Raw genomic sequence first — 21,071 nt, 5'->3', positions numbered from 1 at the left:
GCTAGATCAGGTCCGGGCCGCCCACCGCGCGATCTCGGCGCAGATCACGGCCACGTCCTCGATGTCCTCGTCGAGGCACCAGATCCAGTTGGCGACGGCGCGGTGCAGCGTCCAGTCGCGCGCCTTCGCCACGTCCAGCTCGCCCGCGTCGCACAGCGCCAGGAACCGGCCGGTGATGCCCTTGTGACCGTCCAGCTCGTCGAACCTGTTCCACAGCAACGGAATCATGCAGTACTCGGGATCGCCGGACAGCGGCTTCGGATCGATCACCAGCCACGGTTCGCGGGTGCCGCGCAGCACGTTCTCGTAGTGCAGGTCCTCGTTGACCAGCGTCGTGCCCATCGGGCGCTGACCGACCTCCCGTGCCGCGTCGAGCAGCTTCGGCGGGATGGCGGGGTGGTCCTCGAGGTCGTTCTCGAACCGGCGGAACCCGTCGGGCGCTTGGAGGTGCTTGTGGCGGCGCAGCAGCTCACCGATCACGCCGACCGCGAGGTCGATCGGTTCGTCGTCGAGCGAGTGCGGGTCGAGGCGTTCCAGTAGCAACGCCCCCAGCTCGGCGTCGTGGGCGAGCAGCCGCACGGCGCCGTTGCCGTCGTAGAGCTGGAGCGCGAGCGGTTCGTGCGCGGTCTCCTCGTCGACCCAGCTGAGCTTGAGCACGGCCGGGTGCCCGTCGGCCTGGCGGACCGGCAGCACGACCGCGCAGAACCCGTTCATCAGCGCGCCGTCCGGGGTGAGCCGCCACCGCGAGCACGCCTTGGTGGCGAGCTTGGGCAGCGTCGCGACCCACTCGCGCGCGCCGTCGCCGAGGCCCTCGCCGAAGCCGTCCGGAACCGTGATCATGCGCTGAACTCCAGGCGGTACACGGCTTCCCAGGCCGGTTTGGTGTTGAGCCGCGCGGTCCTGAGCGCCTGCGCCGTCTCGTCGTCGGGCTCGGTCAGGTGCGCGACGGCCTGGGCGTCGATGAGGTGTGAGTGCGTGCTGGGGGAGCGGACGGTGACGGTGACCTGGGCTCCGTCGCTCAGTGGTGCCTCCGGTTCGGTGCCGCCGCTGATGACCCACAACGCGTCGGCCCGCCAGTGCGCGTGCACGAGACGCGGTTCGTGGCCGGGCGAGGTGATCCAGACGGCCGCCGCCTTGCGCAGCGCCGCGTCAAGTACTCGAGTGATCTCCACCGGTTCAGCCTGCCAGTGTTGGATGGCCGCTGCTCCGCAGCCGGCGGCGCGTTCGCCGGGAAGTTGGTCGTCCGGCCGAATCGCTCACGGCGGATTGGGCTTCGCCGAACCCGCCGTGAGCGGTTGACCGGACGACCAACGCGAACTCGCGTCTGTGAGACGGGACTCAGCGAATATGCGCCCGGAGTTGATGCGTGCCACTGTGGCGCTCATCGTTACCGGCCGGTACAAGGAGGTACTCCAGTGGTCGACCAGCAGCGTCCCCGTCGCTCGTGTCTGGCGGTCCCCGGCTCGAGCCAGAAGATGATCGACAAGGCGCGCACGCTGCCGGCGGACCAGGTGTTCCTGGACCTGGAGGACGCCTGCGCCCCGCTGGCCAAGCCCGACGCCCGCAAGACCATCGTCGCGTCCCTGAACGAGGGCGACTGGGGCAACAGGACCCGCGTCGTGCGCGTCAACGACTGGACGACGGAGTGGACCTACCGCGACGTCACCGAGGTCGTCGAGGGCGCCGGCGCGAACCTCGACTGCATCATGCTGCCGAAGGTCCAGACGCCCGAGCAGGTCGTGGCGCTCGACTTCCTGCTCACCCAGATCGAGAAGACGATGGGCTACGAGGTCGGCAGGATCGGCATCGAGGCGCAGATCGAGAACGCCCTGGGCCTGAACAACGTCAACGCGATCGCCACCGCGTCCCCGCGCGTCGAGACGATCATCTTCGGCCCGGCGGACTTCATGGCGTCGATCAACATGAAGTCGCTGGTCGTCGGCGAGCAGCCGCCCGGCTACGACGTCGGTGACGCCTACCACTACATCCTGATGCGGATCCTGATGGCCGCGCGGGCCCACGACAAGCAGGCCATCGACGGCCCGTACCTGCAGATCCGCGACGTCGAGGGCTACAAGCGCGTCGCCGGTCGCTCGGCGGCGCTGGGCTTCGACGGCAAGTGGGTGCTGCACCCCGGCCAGATCGACGCGGCCAACGAGGTCTTCAGCCCGAAGCAGGACGACTACGACCACGCCGAGAACATCCTCGACGCGTACGAGTACTTCACGTCCGAGGCGGGCGGCAAGCGCGGCGCGGTGATGCTCGGCGACGAGATGATCGACGAGGCGTCGCGCAAGATGGCGCTGGTGATCTCCGGCAAGGGCCGCGCGGCGGGCATGTCGCGCTCGAACGTCTGGTCGCCGCCGGAGGCCTGAATCCGTTACGGATTGTGCGCTACTTCACCCTGAATACCACTGTGCGTGTTCGACCGTCACAGGTTGCGTTCGAATCGGGTGAAGTGGCGCACAATCCGTCACCGGAGTTTGCGATCCCGCCCCGGTGTGGGGGCATGCTCTGGGGCATGTCACGTTCGAATAACGGCAAGGCGAGCAGACGGTTGCGGCTCTTCAAACGCCGCGAAGACGACCTGCTCGAGCGCAGCTTCCGCAGCTGCCCGGGATGCGCTGCCGACGTCCACGTGTTCGCCGACGTCTGCCGCCACTGCGGTGGCGCGCTGGAGATCGCCCTCGCGGGCTGAGTTCTCCTCGTTCAGTTGTAGGTCCCGTTGACCGCGGCGAAGATCGCGAAGATGTAGAACGCGATGAACAGCAAGTAGCCGACGATCACGACGTAGCCGACGATGATGCCGGCGAGCGCCAGTCCGTGGCCTTCCTCCTCGCCACGCTTGATCTTCCCCATCGCGATGTGCCCGAAGATGACGCCGACGATCGACGTCACGCCACAGGTCGCGAAGCCCACGAGCGACAGCACCAGTGCCAGGATCGCGTTCGTCTGCGACTTGGGCGGGGGCGGCGGGTAGCCGTAGCCGTACATGGGCTGCTGGCCGTACGGACCGGGCTGGCCGTAAGGCTGTTGCTGGCCGTACGGATCGCCCGGCTGCTTCGGGTTGTGCGGGTCGTAGGTCATCGCGAGCCCCCTAGATGTTTGAGCGGGGATCTTAAGGTCCGGCGGCCGGGTTCGTCGCGTGCGGGTGCGCGATCGCACCTGTCAGGGGTGCTGTTTCGGTACAGCGGGCGCCCCCGTTGTTGCGGAGAGCACACCCCGGTCGCAAACGAGCGTTAACCGGTCCATACTCGCCGGTAACTCTTGCTTTGGAAGGGAAGTGCGATGGCGCGCCTCGCCCAGACCGCGGGTCTCACGGACATCCAGGAAGAAATCCTCGCGACCGTTCGCACGTTCGTGGACAAGGAAATCATTCCGCACGCCCAGACGCTGGAGCACGGCGACACGTACCCCGCCGACATCGTCGACGGCATGAAGGAGATGGGCCTCTTCGGCCTGACGATCCCGGAGGAGTACGGCGGCCTGGGCGAGTCCCTGCTGACCTACGCGCTGGTCGTCGAGCAGATCGCGCGCGGCTGGATGAGCGTCTCGGGTGTCATCAACACCCACTTCATCGTGGCGCACATGCTCAAGCAGCACGGCACTCCCGAGCAGAAGGAGAAGTACCTGCCGCGCATGGCCGCGGGCGAGGTGCGCGGCTCGTTCTCGATGTCCGAGCCGGAGCTGGGTTCCGACGTGGCCGCGATCCGCACGCGGGCTGTGAAGGGCGCTTCGGGTTACACCATCAACGGCCAGAAGATGTGGCTGACGAACGGTGGCACGTCCAACCTGACCGCCGTGCTGGTGAAGACCGACGAGGGCGCCGAGAAGCCGCACCAGAACCTCACGACGTTCCTGGTGGAGAAGCCCGAGGGTTACGGCGAGGTGCTGCCCGGCCTCACGATCCCCGGCAAGATCGACAAGATGGGCTACAAGGGCGTCGACACCACGGAGATGGTGTTCGACGGCTTCGAGATCGCCGCGGACCAGGTCCTCGGCGGCGTCACGGGCCAGGGCTTCCGTCACATGATGGACGGTGTCGAGGTGGGCCGCGTGAACGTGGCCGCCCGCGCGTGCGGCATCGCGATCCGCGCGTTCGAGCTCGCGATCGAGTACTCCCAGCAGCGCAAGACGTTCGGCAAGGCCATCGTCGAGCACCAGGCCATCGCGTTCAAGCTCGCCGAGATGGCCACCAAGGTCGAGGCCGCGCACCTGATGATGGTCAACGCCGCGCGGCTGAAGGACTCGGGCCAGCGCAACGACGTCGAGGCCGGCATGGCCAAGCTCATCGCGTCCGAGTACTGCGCCGAGGTGACGCAGGAGTCGTTCCGCATCCACGGCGGCTACGGCTACTCCAAGGAGTACGAGATCGAGCGCCTGATGCGCGAGGCCCCGTTCCTGCTGATCGGCGAGGGCACGTCGGAGATCCAGAAGACGATCATCTCCCGCGGCCTGCTCCGCGACTACCAGTCGCGCGGCTAGAGGTTCGTCCGTTGGGGTCACTCTTTCACGAGACTGGCCCCTGACGGGTTTCACCTGGGAGCCATAGGGTTCGCTCACTTTGAGCACAGACCTGACGCTTCCGGGACCTGTGTCGCCGCCACACGTGGTCCGCCTGGAGCTGGACACGTTCTCCGGCGTCGACCGTCCCGCGCTGGCCAGCTGGTTCGGCGCCGTCTTCACCGACCTGCTCGCGCCGCTCTGCCCGGCCTCCGTCGAGGAGCTCGTGTCGGTGGCGCGCGACTACGTCCCGTCCGACACAACTCCGTGGGGCCCACCCGGTTACGCCCGCCTGCTGCTCTCTTCGGGTGACTTCACCCCTCCGTCGTGGTCCGCGGCCCTGTCGGACCTGCCGTCCTTCCTGCGCGTGCGACTGGTCCAGCTCGACCTCCAGGGCCTGCCCCTGGCCGACGACGGCTGGGTCGCGGAGATCCTGCTGAAGGACGACCCCGCGTTCCCGCACCAGATCGTGGTCGCCGCCTCCCGCTCGTTGTTCGGCGGCTGGATCTCCCATGGGGTGCAACAGGACTGGCTCTCGGCGTTCCGCTCGGGAGCGTCACTGGTCCGCGCCTGCGGCGGCTGGATCACCCTCGACCGCGTCGGCGTGCGAACCGCGCACGAGGTGTCCGTCGGCGTCGGCCTCGACGAGTCCCTTTTCCTGGCGGCGGAGCTGGCGCGCGGCCCGCACTGGGCGACGTTGCTCGGCCCGCGTCAGGTCGCCACTTTGGGCGGTGTGCAGGAGGTCCTGGCTTCCGCGCCTTGTTTCGCGGTCACGGATCTGGGCGGCGGGCGGATCTTGTTGCAGTTGACCGAACACCTGGACGAGGTGCCACCGGACGCGGTGCGGAGGCTGGCCGGGTTCCTGGGACCCGTCCTGCACTGAAGGCGATCGGCGAACTGGGTCGCACCCGCGCTACGTGCCGAGATGCCGGTGACCCGGCGGGATCTGGACCACTCTGGCACGCTGGGCGCGTGAGGCCGTCAGCGAAGACACACGTGCTGGTCGCCGTCGACGCCGCACTGCGGTCAACCGGCTTCGTGCGGCGCGGCCACGTCTGGCTGCAGGACCGAGGTGACGGCGCATCCGGGTGGCTCGGGTTCGCGATCTCGGGCAACCTCGGCCTCACCCCGCTGGTCGGCGTCTGCTTCCGCAGGTTCGACGAGGTCTGCCGCGCCCTGGGCGTGGGAGCCCCGGTCACCCCCGTCGTCTCCTCGCCGCTCGGTTACCTGATGCCGGAGAAGCCGTGCTGGCGGTGGACATTCGAGCCCGGCGGCGACCACGCTGCGATCGCTTCGTCTCTGGTGAGCGCCGTGCAGAAGCACGGTCAGCCGTACATCGACAAGTACGCGAAGTGGGACACGCTGTCTCGCGAACTCGTGGGCAAGCCGGAGTCGCTGCTGGACTTCGAACGGGCGCGGAAGCTGGCGATCATCCACGTGATCAACGGCAACACCAGCGCGGCGACCGAGGTTCTCGACCGCGAGGGGGAGCGGGTGGCGGAGAATCAGGACGTGTATGCCAGGCACTATCGGGCGCACGCGCACCGGTTCAAACTCATGTTGGCGTCAATTTGAGATTGCTCTGGTGGGACCGCCTAGGCAAGATGACGTTGATGAACGAGTTTTCGCAGCGGTGGGAGATGGGTCGATATGGCTCGGCTGATCTTTCTGTCACTTGGCTGGAGCTCGGCGATCGCGTTTTTGCCCGCCGAGCCCGCAGGTACCTGCCTGCTGACGCCGGACATGTTCGGTGGGAGGCTGGACGATGACCGCCAGCCGCTCCTTTCAAGTGGAATTCTCCGAGTTGAATCTGGCATTAGGTAGGCGGAGCGAAACAACCCTTCGGAGCTGCTTTCTCGCTGGAACGAGCTTGTCTCGGAATGCGAGACCGGCTATATGTGTGACGTCGAGGACTATTTCAACGACCTGACTTCGCGCTGTGCGATCGAGCGTGCCATGCGAAACGCAGATCTCTGCCGCTTCACTGAGATGGAGGCATTCGGCTCGTCAGCGATCTTCGAGATCGCTACGGAGTGGTGATCGCTCCTCTGCCTGAGGACTGACGGGCATCAGGACTGGCCGAGAAGCTGTCCGCTTGACCAACCCCGCTGACCGGAGCATGTCGCCACGCTCGAAGCCCGAACCCGGCAAAACACCCGTAGGCGTCTCAGCACGCGACACGCGGCACTGGCAGGATGGGACGATCAGCGCGTCCGACAGAGGTGGTCCCTGTGACGAGTCCGTTCGCCAACCCGAACCGGCCCGGCGTCCCTCCCCGCCTGCCCACTCCGCCGACGGGGTGGCCGGTCGGTTCGTACGCCACGTACGAGGAGGCGCAGCGCGCCGTCGACTTCCTTGCGCTGGAAGACTTTCCGGTGCAGGACATCACGGTGGTCGGCGTCGACCTGATGCTCGTCGAACGCGTCACGGGCAAGCTGACCTGGGGACGGGTGCTGGCGACCGGTGCGGCGAGCGGTGCCTGGTTCGGTCTGTTCGTGGGGTTGCTGCTGACACTGTTCAGTTCCGAGCCGGGGGTCACGGTCGGGCCGGTGCTGACCGGTCTGATCACCGGTGTGTTCTTCGGGCTGGTGTTCGCGGCGGTCGGGTACGGGTCGGCGCGCGGCAAGCGGGACTTCCAGTCGGCCAGCCAGCTGGTCGCGGGGCGGTACGACGTGCTCTGCCACCCGAAGTCGGCCGAGAAGGGGCGTGACCTGCTCGCCAAGCTGGCGATGCGGCCCGTGAACCCGAGCAATTGAGACGTGATCATCGCCCATTGGTTCTGAATCGTTGCTTCCCTTGCTTGCGGCTCCTGATCACCAGGCCTAGGTTCGGTTGACCGGTCCGCCCGGTGCGGCCGGTGGCACGACGAGGTGCCGGGCGCTGCGGTCTGGCTCCTCCGTGTAGTCGGGAAGGAGGCAGGACCGATGGGTGCGACACGGCGCCATCGACTCGCCGCCGGCGTGGGGGCTGCGGTACTCGCGGCAGGAACCCTCACGGCGTGCGGGGCGAGCGAGGGCGGCATCACCGTCAACGTCTACAAGTATCCGCAGGAGAACTTCCAGGCCATCGTCGACAGCTGCAACGCGAAGGCCGGCGGGCGCTACAACATCGTCTACAACAAGCTGCCGCGCGAGGCTGACGGTCAGCGAGAACAGATGGTCCGCAGACTCGCGGCCGAGGACGACAGCATGGACGTCCTCGGGCTCGACGTCACGTGGACCGCGGAGCTCGCGAAGGCGGGCTGGATCAAGGAGTTCACCGGCTCGGTCAAGTCGCAGGTCGAGGCCGGCACGCTGAAGACGCCGCTCGAGACGGCGACCTACGAGGGCAAGCTGTACGGGGCTCCGGACAACACCAACGTCCAGCTGCTCTGGTACCGCTCCGACCTCGTGCCCACGCCGCCGAAGACGTGGGACGAGATGATCTCCATGGCCGAGGCGCTGGTGGCGGAGGGGAAGCCCGGCCAGATCGTGGCGCAGGGAAAGCAGTACGAGGGGCTCGTAGTGCTGTTCAACACCCTGGTCAAGTCGAACGGCGGCACCATCCTCGACGAGAACGGCACCAAGGCCATCGTCGACGACAAGGCCGTGGAGGCGTTGGCGGCGCTGAAGAAGCTCGCCACGTCGGAGGCGATCGACCCGTCGTTCTCGAACGCGGCGGAGGACAACGCGCGTCTCGCCATGGAGAACGGCAACGCGGCGTTCCAGCTCAACTGGCCGTACGTCTACGCGGCGGCGCAGAAGAAGCCGGAGTTCGCGAAGAACTTCAAGTGGGCGCCGTACCCCACGGTGAGCGGTGACCAGGCGAAGGTCACCGTCGGTGGCATCAACTACGCCGTCAGCAACTACACCGCGCACCCGGACGAGTCGTTCGACGCGGTGCTGTGCCTGCGCAGCGCGGAAAGCCAGAAGCTCGCCGCGCTCAAGGACGGTGTGCCGCCGACCATCAAGGCCGTCTACGACGAGCCCGAGATGGCCGAGGCGTACCCGATGAAGGACGACATCCTCAAGACGCTGGAGAACGCCAGCGTGCGGCCGCGCACGCCCGCGTACCAGAACGTCTCGACGGTGATCTCCACGATCCTGTCTCCGCCCGCGAGCATCGACCCGCAGGCGACCGCGGACAGGCTGCGCGAGGAACTGCAGGACGCACTCGACTCCAAGGGGGTGCTGCCGTGAGTCACGCGACCACGCAGGACACGGCGGCGGCCGGTGGGGCGGCGCCGGCGAAAACCGTTGCCCCCAAGAAGAAGGCGATGCTGAGCGAGGGCAAGAAGGCCGAGCGCAGGCTCGGCTGGCTGCTCTGCGCGCCCGCCGCGCTCACCATGATCGCGGTGACGGGCTGGCCGATCCTCTACTCGGTGCTGCTGTCGATGCAGCGGTTCGACCTGAAGTTCCCGGACCGGGCCGAGTGGATCTGGTTCGACAACTACGTCACCGTGCTCAGCAGCCCTTACTGGTGGAACGCGGTGTGGGTGACGGTGTTGCTCACCGTCGTCACCGTCGCGGTCGAGCTGGTGCTGGGCATGTCGCTCGCGCTGATCATGCACCGCGCGCTGGTCGGCCGCGGCATCGTGCGGACGACGACGCTGATCCCGTACGGCATCGTCACGGTCGTGGCCGCGTTCTCCTGGCGCTTCGCCTGGACGCCCGGCACCGGCTACCTGGCCGAGGCGCTGGGCGGTGATCCCGTGCTCACCGAGAAGATCCCGGCGCTGATGGTCGTGGGTCTCGCGGAGATCTGGAAGACCACGCCGTTCATGGCCCTGCTGCTGATGGCGGGTCTGGCGCTGGTGCCGGACGACCTGCTCAAGGCCGCCGCGATGGACGGTGCGAGCGGGTGGCAGCGGTTCATCAAGATCACCGTGCCGATCATGAAGCCGGCGATCCTGGTGGCACTGCTGTTCCGCACGCTCGACGCGTTCCGCATCTTCGACAACCTCTTCGTGCTCACCGCGGGTTCGCAGGGCACGTCGTCGGTGTCGATGCTGACCTACAACAACCTGATCAAGGGCTTGAACCTCGGTATCGGATCGACGATGTCGGTGTTGATCTTCATCATGGTCGCGATCATCGCGTTCGTGTTCATCAAGCTCTTCGGCACCGCTGCCCCCGGCAGCGACGACGGGGGGAAGCGCTGATGGCAGGTATCGGAGGAGCCGAGACCACCGGCAAGAAGTGGGGCTGGGGTCTGCTCAACGCGGTCGTCGTGATCTACGCGCTGGTTCCGGTGCTGTGGATCGTGTCGCTGTCGTTCAAGTCGTCGGCCACGCTGGCGGACGGCAACTTCATTCCCCGTGAATGGAGTCTGGAGAACTACCAGAACATCTTCTCGACGTCCGAGTTCACGCGGGCGCTGATCAACTCCATCGGCATCGCGATCATCGCGACCGCGATCGCCGTGGTGTTCGGCACGATGGCCGCCTACGCCATCGCCAGGCTGGACTTCCCCGGCAAGAACCTGCTGGTGGGCGTCTCGCTGCTGATCGCGATGTTCCCGCAGGTCTCGCTGGTGTCCCCGTTGTTCGAGATCGAGCGCTCGCTCGGCCTGTTCGACACGTGGCCCGGCCTGATCCTGCCGTACATCACGTTCGCGCTGCCGCTCGCGATCTACACGCTGTCGGCGTTCTTCCGCGAGATCCCCTGGGAGCTCGAGAAGGCGGCGAAGATGGACGGCGCGACGCCGGGGCAGGCGTTCCGCAGGGTCATCGCGCCGCTCGCCGCGCCGGGTGTGTTCACGACGGCGATCCTGGTGTTCATCTTCTGCTGGAACGACTTCCTGTTCGCGATCTCGCTCACCTCGACCGAGCAGTCGCGGACCGTGCCGGTGGCGCTGTCGTTCTTCACCGGCAGCTCGCAGTTCGAGGACCCGGCCGGGTCGATCGCGGCGGCCGCCGTGGTCATCACGATCCCGATCATCCTCTTCGTGTTGTTCTTCCAGCGCCGGATCGTCGCCGGCCTGACCTCCGGCGCCGTCAAGGGGTGAGTTGACCAATGGCAGAGATCGTTCTGGACAAGGTGACCAAGAGGTACCCCGACGGCGCGCTGGCCGTGCAGGAGGTCAACCTCGAGATCGCCGACGGCGAGTTCATCATCCTGGTGGGACCGTCCGGCTGCGGGAAGTCCACCACGCTCAACATGATCGCGGGACTGGAGGACATCACCGACGGCGAGCTGCGCATCGGCGGGCAGCGCGTCAACGAGAAGGCGCCCAAGGACCGCGACATCGCGATGGTGTTCCAGTCGTACGCGCTCTACCCGCACATGACGGTGAAGGAGAACATGGCCTTCCCGTTGCGGCTGGCCAAGGTCGACAACGCCACGGTCGAGAAGAAGGTCAAGGAGGCCGCGGAGATCCTCGACCTGTCGCAGCACCTGGACCGCAAACCGTCCAACCTGTCCGGTGGCCAGCGGCAGCGCGTGGCGATGGGCCGCGCGATCGTGCGCAGCCCCAAGGCGTTCCTCATGGACGAACCACTGTCCAACCTGGACGCCAAGCTGCGCGTGCAGATGCGCACCTCGGTGTCGCGCCTGCAGAAGCAGCTCGGCACGACCACGGTGTACGTGACGCACGACCAGACCGAGGCGATGACCCTCGGCGACCGGGTCGTCGTCATGCGCGGCGGTGTCGTGCAGCAGATCGGCGCGCCCCAGTTCCTCTACGAGCAGCCGGCGAACCTGTTCGTCGCGGGCTTCATCGGCTCGCCGTCGATGAACTTCGTGCCGGCGACGCTGGAGAACGGCTCGCTGCGGTCGGTCATCGGCGACGTGACGCTGACGGACCGGGTGCGGCAGCTGCTGGAGGGCGCCGACGCCCCCCGCGAGGTGATCCTGGGCATCCGCCCCGAGGACTTCGAGGACGCGGCACTGGTCGAGCCCGCGAAGCTGTCGGCGGGCGGCAAGTTCACCTCGCAGGTGGACGTGCTGGAGTCGATGGGCTCGGACAAGTACGCCTACTTCAACCTCACGGGCGAGCAGGCGGCGTCGGCCGAGCTGCAGGAGCTCGCGGCGGACGCGGGATCGGACGACGTGCCGGGTGACGGCATCTCGCTCGTGACGCGCCTGTCGTCGGCCTCGGGCGCGGTGGAGGGAGCCTCGGCGGACATCTGGTTCGACGCGGACAAGGTTCAGCTCTTCGACCCGTCGAGCGGCAGGAACCTGACTTACACGGAACGGTGAATTCTCGTTTACCGGGCCGCCTTCCCCGCACGGGAAGGCGGCCCGTTTTGTCACTCGATCGGGTTAGGACGAAAGTCTTGATCCGGAAGGGCCGATCAGTCCGGCAAACTGCCGGGCCGAACTTCGGTTCGCCATTGGGCGCTCGGCAGCGACATCTCATCGAAAGGTCACGCTCACCGCTCGGGAAAGTCCGCACTCTTGTCGAAGGCGGGTACAGGACCACAGGGGGGTTCCGGGGAACCGCCGCCCGAGTGAAAGAGAGCGTGCAATGGGGATCCTGGACGGAAAAGCTGTCGTCATCACGGGGGCGGGCCGAGGCCTCGGCGAAGCCTACGCGATGCACGCGGCCCTCGCGGGCGCGTCGGTTGTGGTCAACGACAACGACGGTGACCTGGCAGAACAGGTCGCGGAACACATCCGGGGCTACGGCGGCCGAGCGGTCGCCTCGACCCACACGGTCGCGGATCCGAGCGAGGCGGCGAAGATCGTCGACCTGTGCGTCGACGAATTCGGGCGAATCGACGGTCTGGTGAACAACGCGGGACTGAACTACGAGACCGCTCCCTGGGAAGACGACCCGGAGACGATCAGGAACGTGGTCGAGGTGAACGTCCTCGGCGTCATCTATGTCGGAATCGCCGCGATGAGGGCGATGCGTTCGTCCGGTGGTGGTTCCATCATCAACATTTCGTCCGGCGCGTCCTTCGGACAGCGCAAACTCGCCACTTATTCGGCGACGAAGGGCGCGGTCGCCTCGCTGAGCTACTCGTGGGCGCTCGACCTCGAGTCGGAAGGCATCCGCGTGAACGCCGTGTGCCCCGTCGCGCACACACGGATGGTGTGGAAGTCGGAACGTTCCCTGCGCGCCATCCCGGCGGACCGCACGCCCGGCAAGGTCGCGCCGCTGGTGCTGTTCCTGCTCTCGGACCGCGCCGAGGGCATCACCGGGCAGGTCGTCCGGTGCAACGGCAGGCAGCTCCACATCGTGGGGCAGCCGTACTTCAAGCAGCCGATCCTGGAGAGCGACAACTGGGACACCACTTCGGTGGAGCGGGCGTTCACGGGCGTGTTGCAGGCCCACCTCGAGCCGTACGGGTTGGAGAAGAGGATGCCTCCCCGGCTGCGTGCGCTGGTGGAGCCTTCGCAGACCGCCTAGTAGTGCTTTGTTAGGTGGGATGTTCGGGTGGCTGTCGTGTGTGATCTTCTTGCCGGGTGACTCCGGAGGAGATGGCTCGGGTTCGGCCGGTGATCGAGGACTTCGCCGCGGCGATGTTCGGCGGGTTCGCGCGGCGTGACCAGCGGGCGAAGGGCGAGCTGTATCTGCGTGGGTTGATGCTGGACGGCAAGCGCAAGTCGATGCAGCCGATGGCGGAGCGGCTCGGGGTCGATCATCAGCAGTTGCAGCAGTTCGTGAGCACCTCGACGTGGGATCACGTCGAGGTGCGGCGACGCCTGGCGGCCTGGGCCGGCAAGTTCGTCGACCCGGACGCGCTGGTCATCGACGACACCGGTTTTCCCAAGGACGGCAAGGATTCCCCCGGTGTGGCACGCATGTATTGCGGCGCGCTGGGCAAGACCGGGAACTGTCAGATCGGGGTGAGCGTGCACGCGGTCACCGACTGGGCCTCGGCCGCGATCGACTGGCGGTTGTTCCTGCCGGAATCGTGGGACGACGAGAAAACCGCCGATGACACAACGGCCGCCGAGATCCGGACGCGCCGGGCCCGCAGTGTGATCCCGGACGAGGTGCGGCATCGGGAGAAGTGGCGCCTCGCGCTGGACATGCTCGACGAGGTCACCGGCGACTGGGGCCTGCCGCAGCGGCCGGTGGTGGCCGACGCCGGTTACGGCGATGCCACCGAGTTCCGGCTCGGCCTGACCGAACGCGGCCTGACCTACGTGCTGGCCGTCAGCCCGGCCGCGACCGCCCACCCCGCCGAGGCGATGCCGACGACCGCGGCCTGGGCCGGCAACGGCCGCCCGCCGGGGCCGCGCTACCAGGACAAACCTGTCGACCTGAAGACTCTGGTCATGAACGCGGGCCGATCGGCCGGCAGGTTCGTGGTCTGGCGCCACGGAACCAAGAAGTCACCGGGCAATCCGACCGCGAGCATGCGGTCACGGTTCCTCACGCTGCGAGTCCGGCCGGCCAACCGCAACATCCCCCGCGCCGCCGACGGGAGCCTGCCCGAGTGCTGGCTGCTGGCCGAATGGCCGCCCGGCGCACCCGAGCCCACCGACTACTGGCTCTCCACCCTGCCCGCCGACATCCGGCTGCGGGACCTGGTGCGGCTGGCCAAGATCCGCTGGCGCATCGAGCACGACTACCGCGAACTCAAAGACGGCCTCGGCCTGGACCACTTCGAAGGCCGCTCCTGGCTGGGCTGGCACCGCCACGTCACCCTCGCCGCCGTCGCCCAAGCCATCTGCACCCAGCTCCGCCGCACCCCAAAAGCCCCTGCGCAGGCCTGACGCTCTACGCGGTCCTGCGCGAACTCCAGGCCTTACTCGCGGTCTGGACAGGCGTCTGCCACACCTGCCGACAACCCGTCCAGACCCCAACACCCACAACAACACCCCAGGTCAGCAACACCTAACAAAGCACTACTAGCTCAAGTGGATAGAAGTGTTGCCAGATCGGTCCATCCTGGTAACACTTCTATCCATGAGCGGCCTGGAGGCGTTGCCGGACACGTTCACCACGAGCATGGCGACCAGGGCGGGCCTGCACTTTCGCGACCTGTACCGCCTTCGTGACGAGGGCGATCTGATGGAGCTCTCCAGAGGCGTCTTCCGCAAAGTGGACGCGCCGGCTCCGACATGGCCAGATCTGCTGGCGGTGTCGAGTCGCGCGCCACTTGCGGTCGCGTGCTGCGTGTCGGCGGCCGTGGTCCACGACCTCACCGACGAGATTCCCCGAGAGATCCAGGTAGCGGTTCCGCGTGGCCATCGGCCGCCTCGCATCGAGTACCCGCCGACCGAGGTCTTCCGCTTCAGTGCCGCGACGTTCGACCTCGGACTCACCGAGGTGGAGGCGGCACCTGGCGAGAACGTTCGCATCTATGACCCGGAAAGGACAGTCGTCGATCTCATGAGGTTGAGAGGCAGGCTCGGCGAGCCACTGGCTCTGTCGGCGCTCCGCCGGTACCTGCTCCGGCGCGGCGCGCGGCCGGGGCAGGTGCTCGCGTTCGCTCGTGAGCTCAACGTTTTCGGGCCGGTACGCGCCGCCGTGGACGCGGTGATCGCCGAGTGAGCCGGCCGACCAAGGCCACGCCCGGTGGCCGCGCCTACCTGGACCTGCAGAACCGGGCACGCCGTGAGCGGCGTTCCACTCAGGAACTGCAGACGTTGTACGTGTTGGAGCGATGGCTGGCTCGTCTGGCCACGTCCCCTTATGCGGGCGACTTCGTGCTGAAGGGAGGCGTGTTGCTCGCGGTGTTCGACGCACGGCGGCCTACCGCCGACGCGGACCTGCTCGCCCGGAACCTCAGCAACGACCAGGACATCGTCACCGCGCGAGTCGTGGACGTGGCGGGAGTCCAACTGGATCCTGACGACGGCGTGGAGTTCTTGGTCGGCACGGTCGCAGCGCAGTCGATCCGCGACGAGGACCTCTATACGGGCGTGCGCATCACCATGGACAGCCGCATCTCCACCGCGAGTGTGAAACTCAAGCTGGACGTCAACTTCGGTGATCCGGTGACCCCCGCACCTCAGGTGCTCGATCTGCCGTCGCAGCGTCCTGGGATCGAAGCGGTCCCGGTGCTCGGCTACCCGATCGAGACGGTTCTGGCGGAGAAGGCCAGCACGGCCATCGCGCTCCAGGAGGCGAACACGAGGGTTCGTGACTACGCCGACCTCTACACGCTGACCGGCAAGCAAGCCGTGTCGTACGAGTCAGCCCGGTCCGCGCTGGAAGCGACGACTCGTCATCGTGGCGTCGACATCCGGCCGCTGTCCGCCGTGGTCGGTGATCTCGCGGCGTTGCGTCAACAGGCCTATTCGGCGTTCAAGAAGCGTCTCGGACCGGATGCGGACCACCTGCCCGATGGGTTCGGGGACGTGGTGGCCGCTGTGATCGAGTTCGTCGACCCGCTCGCGGCAGGTGGTGGGGCGACGAGGTGGAACCCCGACGTCAGGAAGTGGAACTAGGCCAGCGCGCACTGGCTTCTCTGGGGTGGCTCCCGCTTCAGCGCCACGCTGGGTAGGCCGGTGCGACCTCGGCGTAGCGCTCGCTCCAGTTCGGCGGCTCCTCGTCGCCCAGGTGCGCCTGCAGCCGGTCGAGGAAGGCGTGCGTGCCAGGGGCGAAGCCCAGTGCGTTGCGTTCGGACAGTCCGATGTGGGTGAAGGTGAGCAGGGTCGTGTCGCCCTCGGCCCGCAGTTCGTAGCGGACCACGCTGTCCTCGACGATGCGTTGCCGCCACTCGTGTTCGAAGACGGCGTGGCCGTCCTGCGGCGGCTGCCAGGTGAGGATGCGGCCCGTGACCCGCTTCGCCTCCGCGGGGGCGGGCGGGTCCTCCGGCTCGATGACGATGGTGCCGTCCTCGAAGTGTGTCGTGCCGAGCCAGGCCTTGCGCTCGGCGGGATCGGTGATCGCCGTCCAGACGCGGTCGATGGGGAACCCGAGCCTGCGCTGGAAGGTGAGGACGGCGTGGTCGCCATCGACGGTGACGGTGCCGAGATCGTTCATCGTTCTCCCTTGTCGAGGTGGTGTTCGAGGGCTGCCAGGTGGTCGCGCCAGAAGCGGCGGTACGGGGTGATCCAGTCGTCGATGCGTTGCAGGCCATCGGGATTGAGCGCGTAGATGCGACGCTGGCCGTCCGGCCTCACCTCGACCAGTCCCGTCTCCCGCAGGATGCGGAGGTGGCGGGACACGGCGGGCTGGGTCAGTGCCGGCAGGCTGTCGACGAGTTCACCCGCGGTGCGCTCGCGTTCGGCCAGCAGGCTGATCAGGTGCCGCCGGTTCGGTTCGGCCACGGCCTCGAAGACGTCCACGGAGTGTTTTATAACGCCTAACGTATATAAGCGCAAGCTCATGTAGGCGTTTCGGTGATGTTTGCGCACGTCACACGGATGGCTGCCGAAATTGTCAGGGGTGCCTGTCACCATCGGGACATGGCTGAGCGCAAACCCAGAGTCACCGACTGGCGGCTCGTCGTGCAGTCCCGGCTGGACCGGGTCCGCGCGGATCTGGCCGCGCTCGGCCCGCCGGATCCGGTCGATCCCGAGGGCGACGTGTGGCGCCGCACCGCCGAGGCGCAGGCGGCCGTGGTCGAGGCGATGCTGAGCGACCGCGAGCCGTGGTGGCGCATGGTGCCGTCGTGGTGGTCGGGCTGGTACATCGAACGGGCCTGGCGCGCCCTGCACGAGGCCGAGGTGGCGACGATCTCGGCGGAGCGCGGGTTCCAGGGCCGGCTGCCGGGTCTGCGGGCCCGCGTGGCGCAGTACCTGGACGAGGACGACCCGCGCCGGCGGGCCCTGGAAGTGTTGCGGCCGGGGGAGTTCACGCCGGCGGTGGAGCGCGCGATCGTGGTGGACGCGTTGCGGGCGGCCTTCGACAACTCCGACTTCGCCCATGCCGGCTCCCGGGCGTTGCGCAACAAGCTGATCGCCGCCTCGCTGGTGCTGTTCGTGATCAACACGGTTCTCGGCGTCGTCGGCATCGTGAAGCCGGGCATCATCCCGCTGTGCGTCGACCCGAAGGAGAACGCGCTGCCCACGGTCTGTCCCGGCGGCACCGCGAAAGCGTCCGGTGTGGACGTCTGGCTGGTGCAGGTGCTCGGCTCGTTCGGCGCGGTGCTGGCCGCGGTGGTGCTGCTCTTACGCCGCCGGCCATCGCTCTCGCCGTACGTGATGATCGGCTACCAGGCGCTCATCAAGATCATGCTCGGCGCGGCACTGGCGGTGGTCGGAATCCTGGCGCTGGGAGCCGGCGTCACGAGCGGGCTGATCGGCATCCCGTCGGCGGCGGCTTTGCTGCTGTGGGCGGTCATCTTCGGGTACGCGCAGCAGATCGGCACCCGGCTGCTCGACAAGTACACGGACGAGGTGCTGGACCAGGCTCGGCCCTTGCCGGAGGCCGACGGGCCTCGGGTCGCGCCTCGCTGATCGCCGTCCGGTGCACCGGAACGTGCTCCGTGGCTGACAGCGTCGAAGGGCGAGCGTCCTCGAACCGCGGAAGTGGAGCTCGGGTGCCCAGTCGGGTTCATACCCGGGACGATGCGCGCTGGCGGTACCCGGCGGGCTAGTTCACCGATCGCGACCTCGGTCTCGTGACGGCGAGGACACGCCCCATGGACTGTCGAGCAGCCGGAGCGGCTCGTGCGTCAGGCCGCGGGGACTGGACGGAATCGCAGCGCTGGGTGAGTTCGGCGTGGTGGGCCACGCGTTCGATGTCGCCTCGACCGTCCGATGCGGTGGCGAGCGGTCGCTGGCTACGGGGTGAACCAGCGGGCCAATGAGGCCTGGTCGGTGTCATCGAACGCGTGGAGCGCTGCGCTGGTCTCGACCCCGTCGGCGCGGAGCACCTGACGCAGGCGAGTTATGTCAATGCAAGCGTCGGCGGGCTGGTGTGTGATCAACCGTGAGAACGCCGTACCGAACTTGGCCATGGAACTCTTGCCGGGGATGAACACCGACAACTCTTCCCGCGCCTCGAAGCTCTGCATCTCGATTTCGCCGACCAGATCCGCGGGTATTTCGAAGGGTTTCGTGACGGGGACCTTCGCCAGCCAACTCGAGGCCTCCGCGGTGGTGAGGGTTGCCATGCGCTGGTCCGGAGTCTCCATGGCCCAGCTTCGCCAAGGGCTTCCGGCCACCTCGGCACCACAGGACTCCACCATCCTCACCAATTCCGCGATGGTGGCCGCGGTCGCCGCGTCAGCGGTCTCCCAGCTGTATTCCGCGGACGACGATGACGAGCCGGGAACGACCTTGGACACCACGGTCATTTCAGGTACCTGATGCAGGCGGGTCTGAGGTGACGTGGTGAAGAATTCACGCGCATCACTGATCGCCTCGTCCTGTTCCTGACGCTTGCGCTGCACCTCCGCGACGTGCTCGTGCAACAGGCCGGGAACCGCGTCTGGATCGTCGATGGCACGGCGGACGAGTTTGACACTCATTCCCGTGCCGCGCAGGACAGTGATCAACATCGCCCGTTCCACCTGGTCGAAAGAGTACGAGCGGTAGCCGGTCTGTTCGTCGATCTCCGCGGGAACAAGGAGCTGCTCCGCGTGGTAGTAGCGCAGGGTCTGGGGTGACAGGTGGCAGATGAAGCTGAATTCGCTGATTGAGAACATGGGGACACTGTCCCCCTTCCAGTTACTACAAGGTCAAGACGGCCGGCGCTTTGCGAGCACAACGCGCATTCTGCTGCGGACAGTCGTGACCCACCCGCCGTTCTGCTGGCCGAACTCCGCTGCGCGGACTCGCTGGACCTGGACGACTGCTCCGTGGACGGCTCTCATTTCCGGACCCTCAAAGGGGGATCCGTCGGCCCCTCGCCCGTCGACGGCGCCCGCCTGGGCTTCGAAGCGGCGACGAACCTGAGTCCATCACGCTGGGCTCACCGAAGTGATCAAGTGCCCGGCTGTCGGTTGGCAACCGGAAGCAGCCTGCTGAAGGTGTTTCGCGTGGCCACCGGGCGGGTCCGCGGGAGGGCTCCGGGAGCGGTGCGTCAGCCTGAGGCGCCGCGGCGCCGGGCGTAGGCGCGGGCGGCGCGGACACGGTCGCCGCAGCGTGTGGAGCACCAGTGGCGCCGGCCGTGGGTGCGCAGGAGGAACCGGTCACAGGGAGCTGATCCGCAGGAAGCGAGGATGTCGGCGTCGGGACCGGTGAGCAGGTCGGCGGCGTCGGCGGCGAGGGTCGCCAGTGCGTGGTTGACGGCCCGGTCGGTGGGGTGCGCCTGGATGCGGCGCAGCCCCTGGGCCCCGTCCCAGGCGAGGAGGGGAGCGGTGGGCACGGCCGTGAGGGCCTCGTTCACCGCGCGCAGGGATTCCTCGGGCGGCGTGGTGGTGTCGACGCGGGCGGCGAACAGGGCGCGGATGTGGGCGCGCAGCATGCGCATCCGCTGCGCGCACACCTCGTACAGCCGCACGTCCGGGGTGGTCAGGTCGTGGGCGGCGAGCCAGCGCATGGCGGATTCCGGGGCGGCGAGCAGGTCGTAGCTCTGGCCGGCGGGCAGGGTGGCGGCGGTGTCGGCGAAGTCCAGGGAGCGGTACCGGTCGGCACCCGGTGCCGGGGGCAGCGCGGTCGATGTCACGTCGATGGCCGGGATGTCACCCATACCTCTCATGGTACCGCTTGCATTTTTCCGTGACACCTGCCTAGTCTGCCATCACGTTAACCGCAGGTTTTTTTCGTGAGAAAACGGAGACGTGATGTCCCAGCTCAACGCCGGCCAGTTCCGGGTCCGCACGTTCGGCGGTCCGACCGCCCTGTTCGAGTACGGCGGCCTGCGCTTCCTGACCGACCCGACCTTCGACGGGCCCGGCGACTACGCCTCGCCCGGTCGCCCGACCCTGACCAAGACCGCCTCCTCCGCCGCTACCCCTGCCGACCTCGGCCCGATCGACGTGGTCCTGCTCTCCCACGACGAGCACGCCGACAACCTCGACACCTCCGGCCGCGCCCTGCTCGCCGACGTCCCCCTCACCCTCACCACCCCCGGCGGCGGCGAGCGCCTCGGGGCGAAGGCCAAGGGCCTGGCCGACTGGGAGTCGGTCGAGGTGGAGCGTCCGGGTGGCGGCACCATCACTGTGACCGGGGTCCCTGCCATCCACGGCCCCGGCGCGCGTGAGGAGATCGAGCCCTTCACCGGCCAGGTCGTCGGCTTCGTCCTGTCGGGGGTGGGACTGCCGACGGTCTACGTCAGCGGCGACAACGCCTCGCTTGACGCGGTCAGGGAGATCGCCGAGCGCTTCGCCCCGATCGACACCGCCCTCCTGTTCGCCGGCGCCCCCCGTTTCCCCGTGCTCTTCGACGGCAACCTGCTCGTCCTGGACAGTGCGCAGGCGGCCGAGGCCACCCGGATTCTCGACGCCCGCCGTGTCGTCCCGGTCCACCACGACAGCTGGGCCCACTTCACCGAGGGCCGCGACGAGCTGGAGGCAGCCTTCGCCGCCGCGGGCCTGACCGACCGCCTGGACCAGGACTGGGCGCAGCGCGCCTGAGCCCGGACCGCAGCTCAGGAACCGAGACCTCGTGCCGGGGCCGGGGCTCCCCACCCGACGGGCCCCGACCCCGGGAGCAACCCCTCGCGGCTCGCCTGCGCCGTGCCAGAACGACGAAGAAGGACACGCCCTCCCCGGCAACCGCCTGACGGTCCTCGACACCGTCGCCGAAGCCGACTACAGCTCACGGCCGGCTCCGCCGCCTGACGACACGGGC

The 21,071-nt window shown here is 67.8% G+C and carries 23 protein-coding genes; 16 read left to right on the top strand and 7 right to left on the bottom strand.

Features of this window, described 5'->3' with window-relative positions; genetic code table 11:
- Positions 1–6: 6 nt before the first annotated feature.
- The gene (locus tag ACRSBM_RS35705; protein WP_434450573.1) at positions 7–840 is read right to left on the bottom strand and encodes an aminoglycoside phosphotransferase family protein; all 834 of its coding nucleotides are present in this window, start codon (positions 838–840) and stop codon (positions 7–9) included.
- Entirely contained in the window at positions 837–1,172 is a 336-nt protein-coding gene (locus ACRSBM_RS35700) for a hypothetical protein (protein ID WP_434450571.1), read from the bottom strand. Before ACRSBM_RS35700 ends, ACRSBM_RS35705 begins: the two co-directional genes overlap by 4 nt.
- 243 nt (positions 1,173–1,415) lie before the next feature.
- Between ACRSBM_RS35700 and ACRSBM_RS35695 the strand changes: the two genes are divergently transcribed.
- Positions 1,416–2,375, top strand: coding sequence for an HpcH/HpaI aldolase/citrate lyase family protein (locus ACRSBM_RS35695; protein WP_434450569.1), 960 nt, complete (start codon positions 1,416–1,418; stop codon positions 2,373–2,375).
- 146 nt (positions 2,376–2,521) lie between these two features.
- Positions 2,522–2,698: a hypothetical protein gene (locus tag ACRSBM_RS35690; protein ID WP_434450568.1), complete on the top strand. Its 177-nt coding sequence runs from the start codon at positions 2,522–2,524 to the stop codon at positions 2,696–2,698.
- Positions 2,699–2,709: 11 nt separating this feature from the next.
- Here ACRSBM_RS35690 and ACRSBM_RS35685 read toward each other — a convergent pair whose 3' ends face one another.
- A complete protein-coding gene (locus ACRSBM_RS35685) occupies positions 2,710–3,087 on the bottom strand; it encodes a DUF4190 domain-containing protein (protein ID WP_434450566.1) in 378 nt (125 codons plus the stop codon).
- Positions 3,088–3,288: 201 nt separating this feature from the next.
- On the opposite strand from ACRSBM_RS35685, the gene ACRSBM_RS35680 reads away from it, so the two are divergent.
- The 12 genes from ACRSBM_RS35680 to ACRSBM_RS35625 all read left to right on the top strand — a co-directional run bounded on the left by ACRSBM_RS35680 (position 3,289) and on the right by ACRSBM_RS35625 (position 15,833).
- On the top strand, positions 3,289–4,485 hold the full coding sequence (locus tag ACRSBM_RS35680) for an acyl-CoA dehydrogenase family protein (RefSeq protein WP_434450564.1): 1,197 nt from the start codon (positions 3,289–3,291) through the stop codon (positions 4,483–4,485).
- A 79-nt stretch (positions 4,486–4,564) separates the two neighbouring features.
- Positions 4,565–5,386, top strand: coding sequence for a hypothetical protein (locus tag ACRSBM_RS35675; protein ID WP_434450563.1), 822 nt, complete (start codon positions 4,565–4,567; stop codon positions 5,384–5,386).
- An 89-nt stretch (positions 5,387–5,475) separates the two neighbouring features.
- Positions 5,476–6,078, top strand: coding sequence for a hypothetical protein (locus ACRSBM_RS35670; RefSeq protein ID WP_434450561.1), 603 nt, complete (start codon positions 5,476–5,478; stop codon positions 6,076–6,078).
- A 647-nt stretch (positions 6,079–6,725) separates the two neighbouring features.
- Entirely contained in the window at positions 6,726–7,259 is a 534-nt protein-coding gene (locus tag ACRSBM_RS35665; protein ID WP_434450559.1) for a general stress protein, read from the top strand.
- Between the two features lie 168 nt (positions 7,260–7,427).
- Positions 7,428–8,681 (top strand): ABC transporter substrate-binding protein, encoded by a 1,254-nt coding sequence (locus ACRSBM_RS35660; RefSeq protein WP_434450557.1) that lies wholly within the window; start codon positions 7,428–7,430, stop codon positions 8,679–8,681.
- Between the two features lie 77 nt (positions 8,682–8,758).
- On the top strand, positions 8,759–9,643 hold the full coding sequence (locus ACRSBM_RS35655) for a carbohydrate ABC transporter permease (protein WP_434453359.1): 885 nt from the start codon (positions 8,759–8,761) through the stop codon (positions 9,641–9,643).
- Positions 9,643–10,488, top strand: coding sequence for a carbohydrate ABC transporter permease (locus tag ACRSBM_RS35650; RefSeq protein ID WP_434450555.1), 846 nt, complete (start codon positions 9,643–9,645; stop codon positions 10,486–10,488). Before ACRSBM_RS35655 ends, ACRSBM_RS35650 begins: the two co-directional genes overlap by 1 nt.
- 8 nt (positions 10,489–10,496) lie before the next feature.
- Entirely contained in the window at positions 10,497–11,681 is a 1,185-nt protein-coding gene (locus ACRSBM_RS35645; protein ID WP_434450553.1) for an ABC transporter ATP-binding protein, read from the top strand.
- Between the two features lie 268 nt (positions 11,682–11,949).
- Positions 11,950–12,837 carry an SDR family NAD(P)-dependent oxidoreductase gene (locus tag ACRSBM_RS35640; RefSeq protein ID WP_434450551.1) on the top strand — a complete coding sequence of 296 codons (888 nt, stop codon included), beginning with the start codon at positions 11,950–11,952 and terminating at the stop codon, positions 12,835–12,837.
- A gap of 56 nt (positions 12,838–12,893) precedes the next feature.
- Complete coding sequence (locus ACRSBM_RS35635; protein WP_434450549.1) at positions 12,894–14,153, top strand: IS701 family transposase; 1,260 nt, start codon at positions 12,894–12,896, stop codon at positions 14,151–14,153.
- A gap of 193 nt (positions 14,154–14,346) precedes the next feature.
- The gene (locus ACRSBM_RS35630; protein ID WP_434450547.1) at positions 14,347–14,934 is read left to right on the top strand and encodes a type IV toxin-antitoxin system AbiEi family antitoxin domain-containing protein; all 588 of its coding nucleotides are present in this window, start codon (positions 14,347–14,349) and stop codon (positions 14,932–14,934) included.
- Positions 14,931–15,833, top strand: a complete 903-nt coding sequence (locus ACRSBM_RS35625; protein WP_434450545.1) for a nucleotidyl transferase AbiEii/AbiGii toxin family protein — start codon at positions 14,931–14,933, stop codon at positions 15,831–15,833. Before ACRSBM_RS35630 ends, ACRSBM_RS35625 begins: the two co-directional genes overlap by 4 nt.
- A gap of 37 nt (positions 15,834–15,870) precedes the next feature.
- On the opposite strand, the gene ACRSBM_RS35620 is transcribed toward ACRSBM_RS35625, so the two are convergent.
- Both ACRSBM_RS35620 and ACRSBM_RS35615 read right to left on the bottom strand, forming a co-directional pair.
- Positions 15,871–16,371, bottom strand: a complete 501-nt coding sequence (locus ACRSBM_RS35620; protein ID WP_434450543.1) for an SRPBCC domain-containing protein — start codon at positions 16,369–16,371, stop codon at positions 15,871–15,873.
- Positions 16,368–16,676, bottom strand: a complete 309-nt coding sequence (locus tag ACRSBM_RS35615; RefSeq protein WP_434450541.1) for an ArsR/SmtB family transcription factor — start codon at positions 16,674–16,676, stop codon at positions 16,368–16,370. Before ACRSBM_RS35615 ends, ACRSBM_RS35620 begins: the two co-directional genes overlap by 4 nt.
- A gap of 120 nt (positions 16,677–16,796) precedes the next feature.
- Between ACRSBM_RS35615 and ACRSBM_RS35610 the strand changes: the two genes are divergently transcribed.
- On the top strand, positions 16,797–17,789 hold the full coding sequence (locus tag ACRSBM_RS35610) for a hypothetical protein (protein WP_434450539.1): 993 nt from the start codon (positions 16,797–16,799) through the stop codon (positions 17,787–17,789).
- 326 nt (positions 17,790–18,115) lie between these two features.
- On the opposite strand, the gene ACRSBM_RS35605 is transcribed toward ACRSBM_RS35610, so the two are convergent.
- Together ACRSBM_RS35605 and ACRSBM_RS35600 are read right to left on the bottom strand one after the other, a co-directional pair.
- Entirely contained in the window at positions 18,116–18,982 is an 867-nt protein-coding gene (locus tag ACRSBM_RS35605) for a MerR family transcriptional regulator (RefSeq protein ID WP_434450537.1), read from the bottom strand.
- A gap of 377 nt (positions 18,983–19,359) precedes the next feature.
- Complete coding sequence (locus ACRSBM_RS35600; protein ID WP_434450535.1) at positions 19,360–19,968, bottom strand: ABATE domain-containing protein; 609 nt, start codon at positions 19,966–19,968, stop codon at positions 19,360–19,362.
- A gap of 94 nt (positions 19,969–20,062) precedes the next feature.
- Here ACRSBM_RS35600 and ACRSBM_RS35595 point away from each other — a divergent pair, with 94 nt between their 5' ends.
- Positions 20,063–20,854: an MBL fold metallo-hydrolase gene (locus ACRSBM_RS35595; RefSeq protein WP_434450533.1), complete on the top strand. Its 792-nt coding sequence runs from the start codon at positions 20,063–20,065 to the stop codon at positions 20,852–20,854.
- Positions 20,855–21,071 lie beyond the last annotated feature (217 nt).

The sequence above is a fragment of the Lentzea xerophila genome, assembly GCF_051094245.1.
GTDB classification, from domain to species: domain Bacteria; phylum Actinomycetota; class Actinomycetes; order Mycobacteriales; family Pseudonocardiaceae; genus Lentzea; species Lentzea xerophila.
This window is presented reverse-complemented; position numbering and strand designations above follow the sequence as displayed.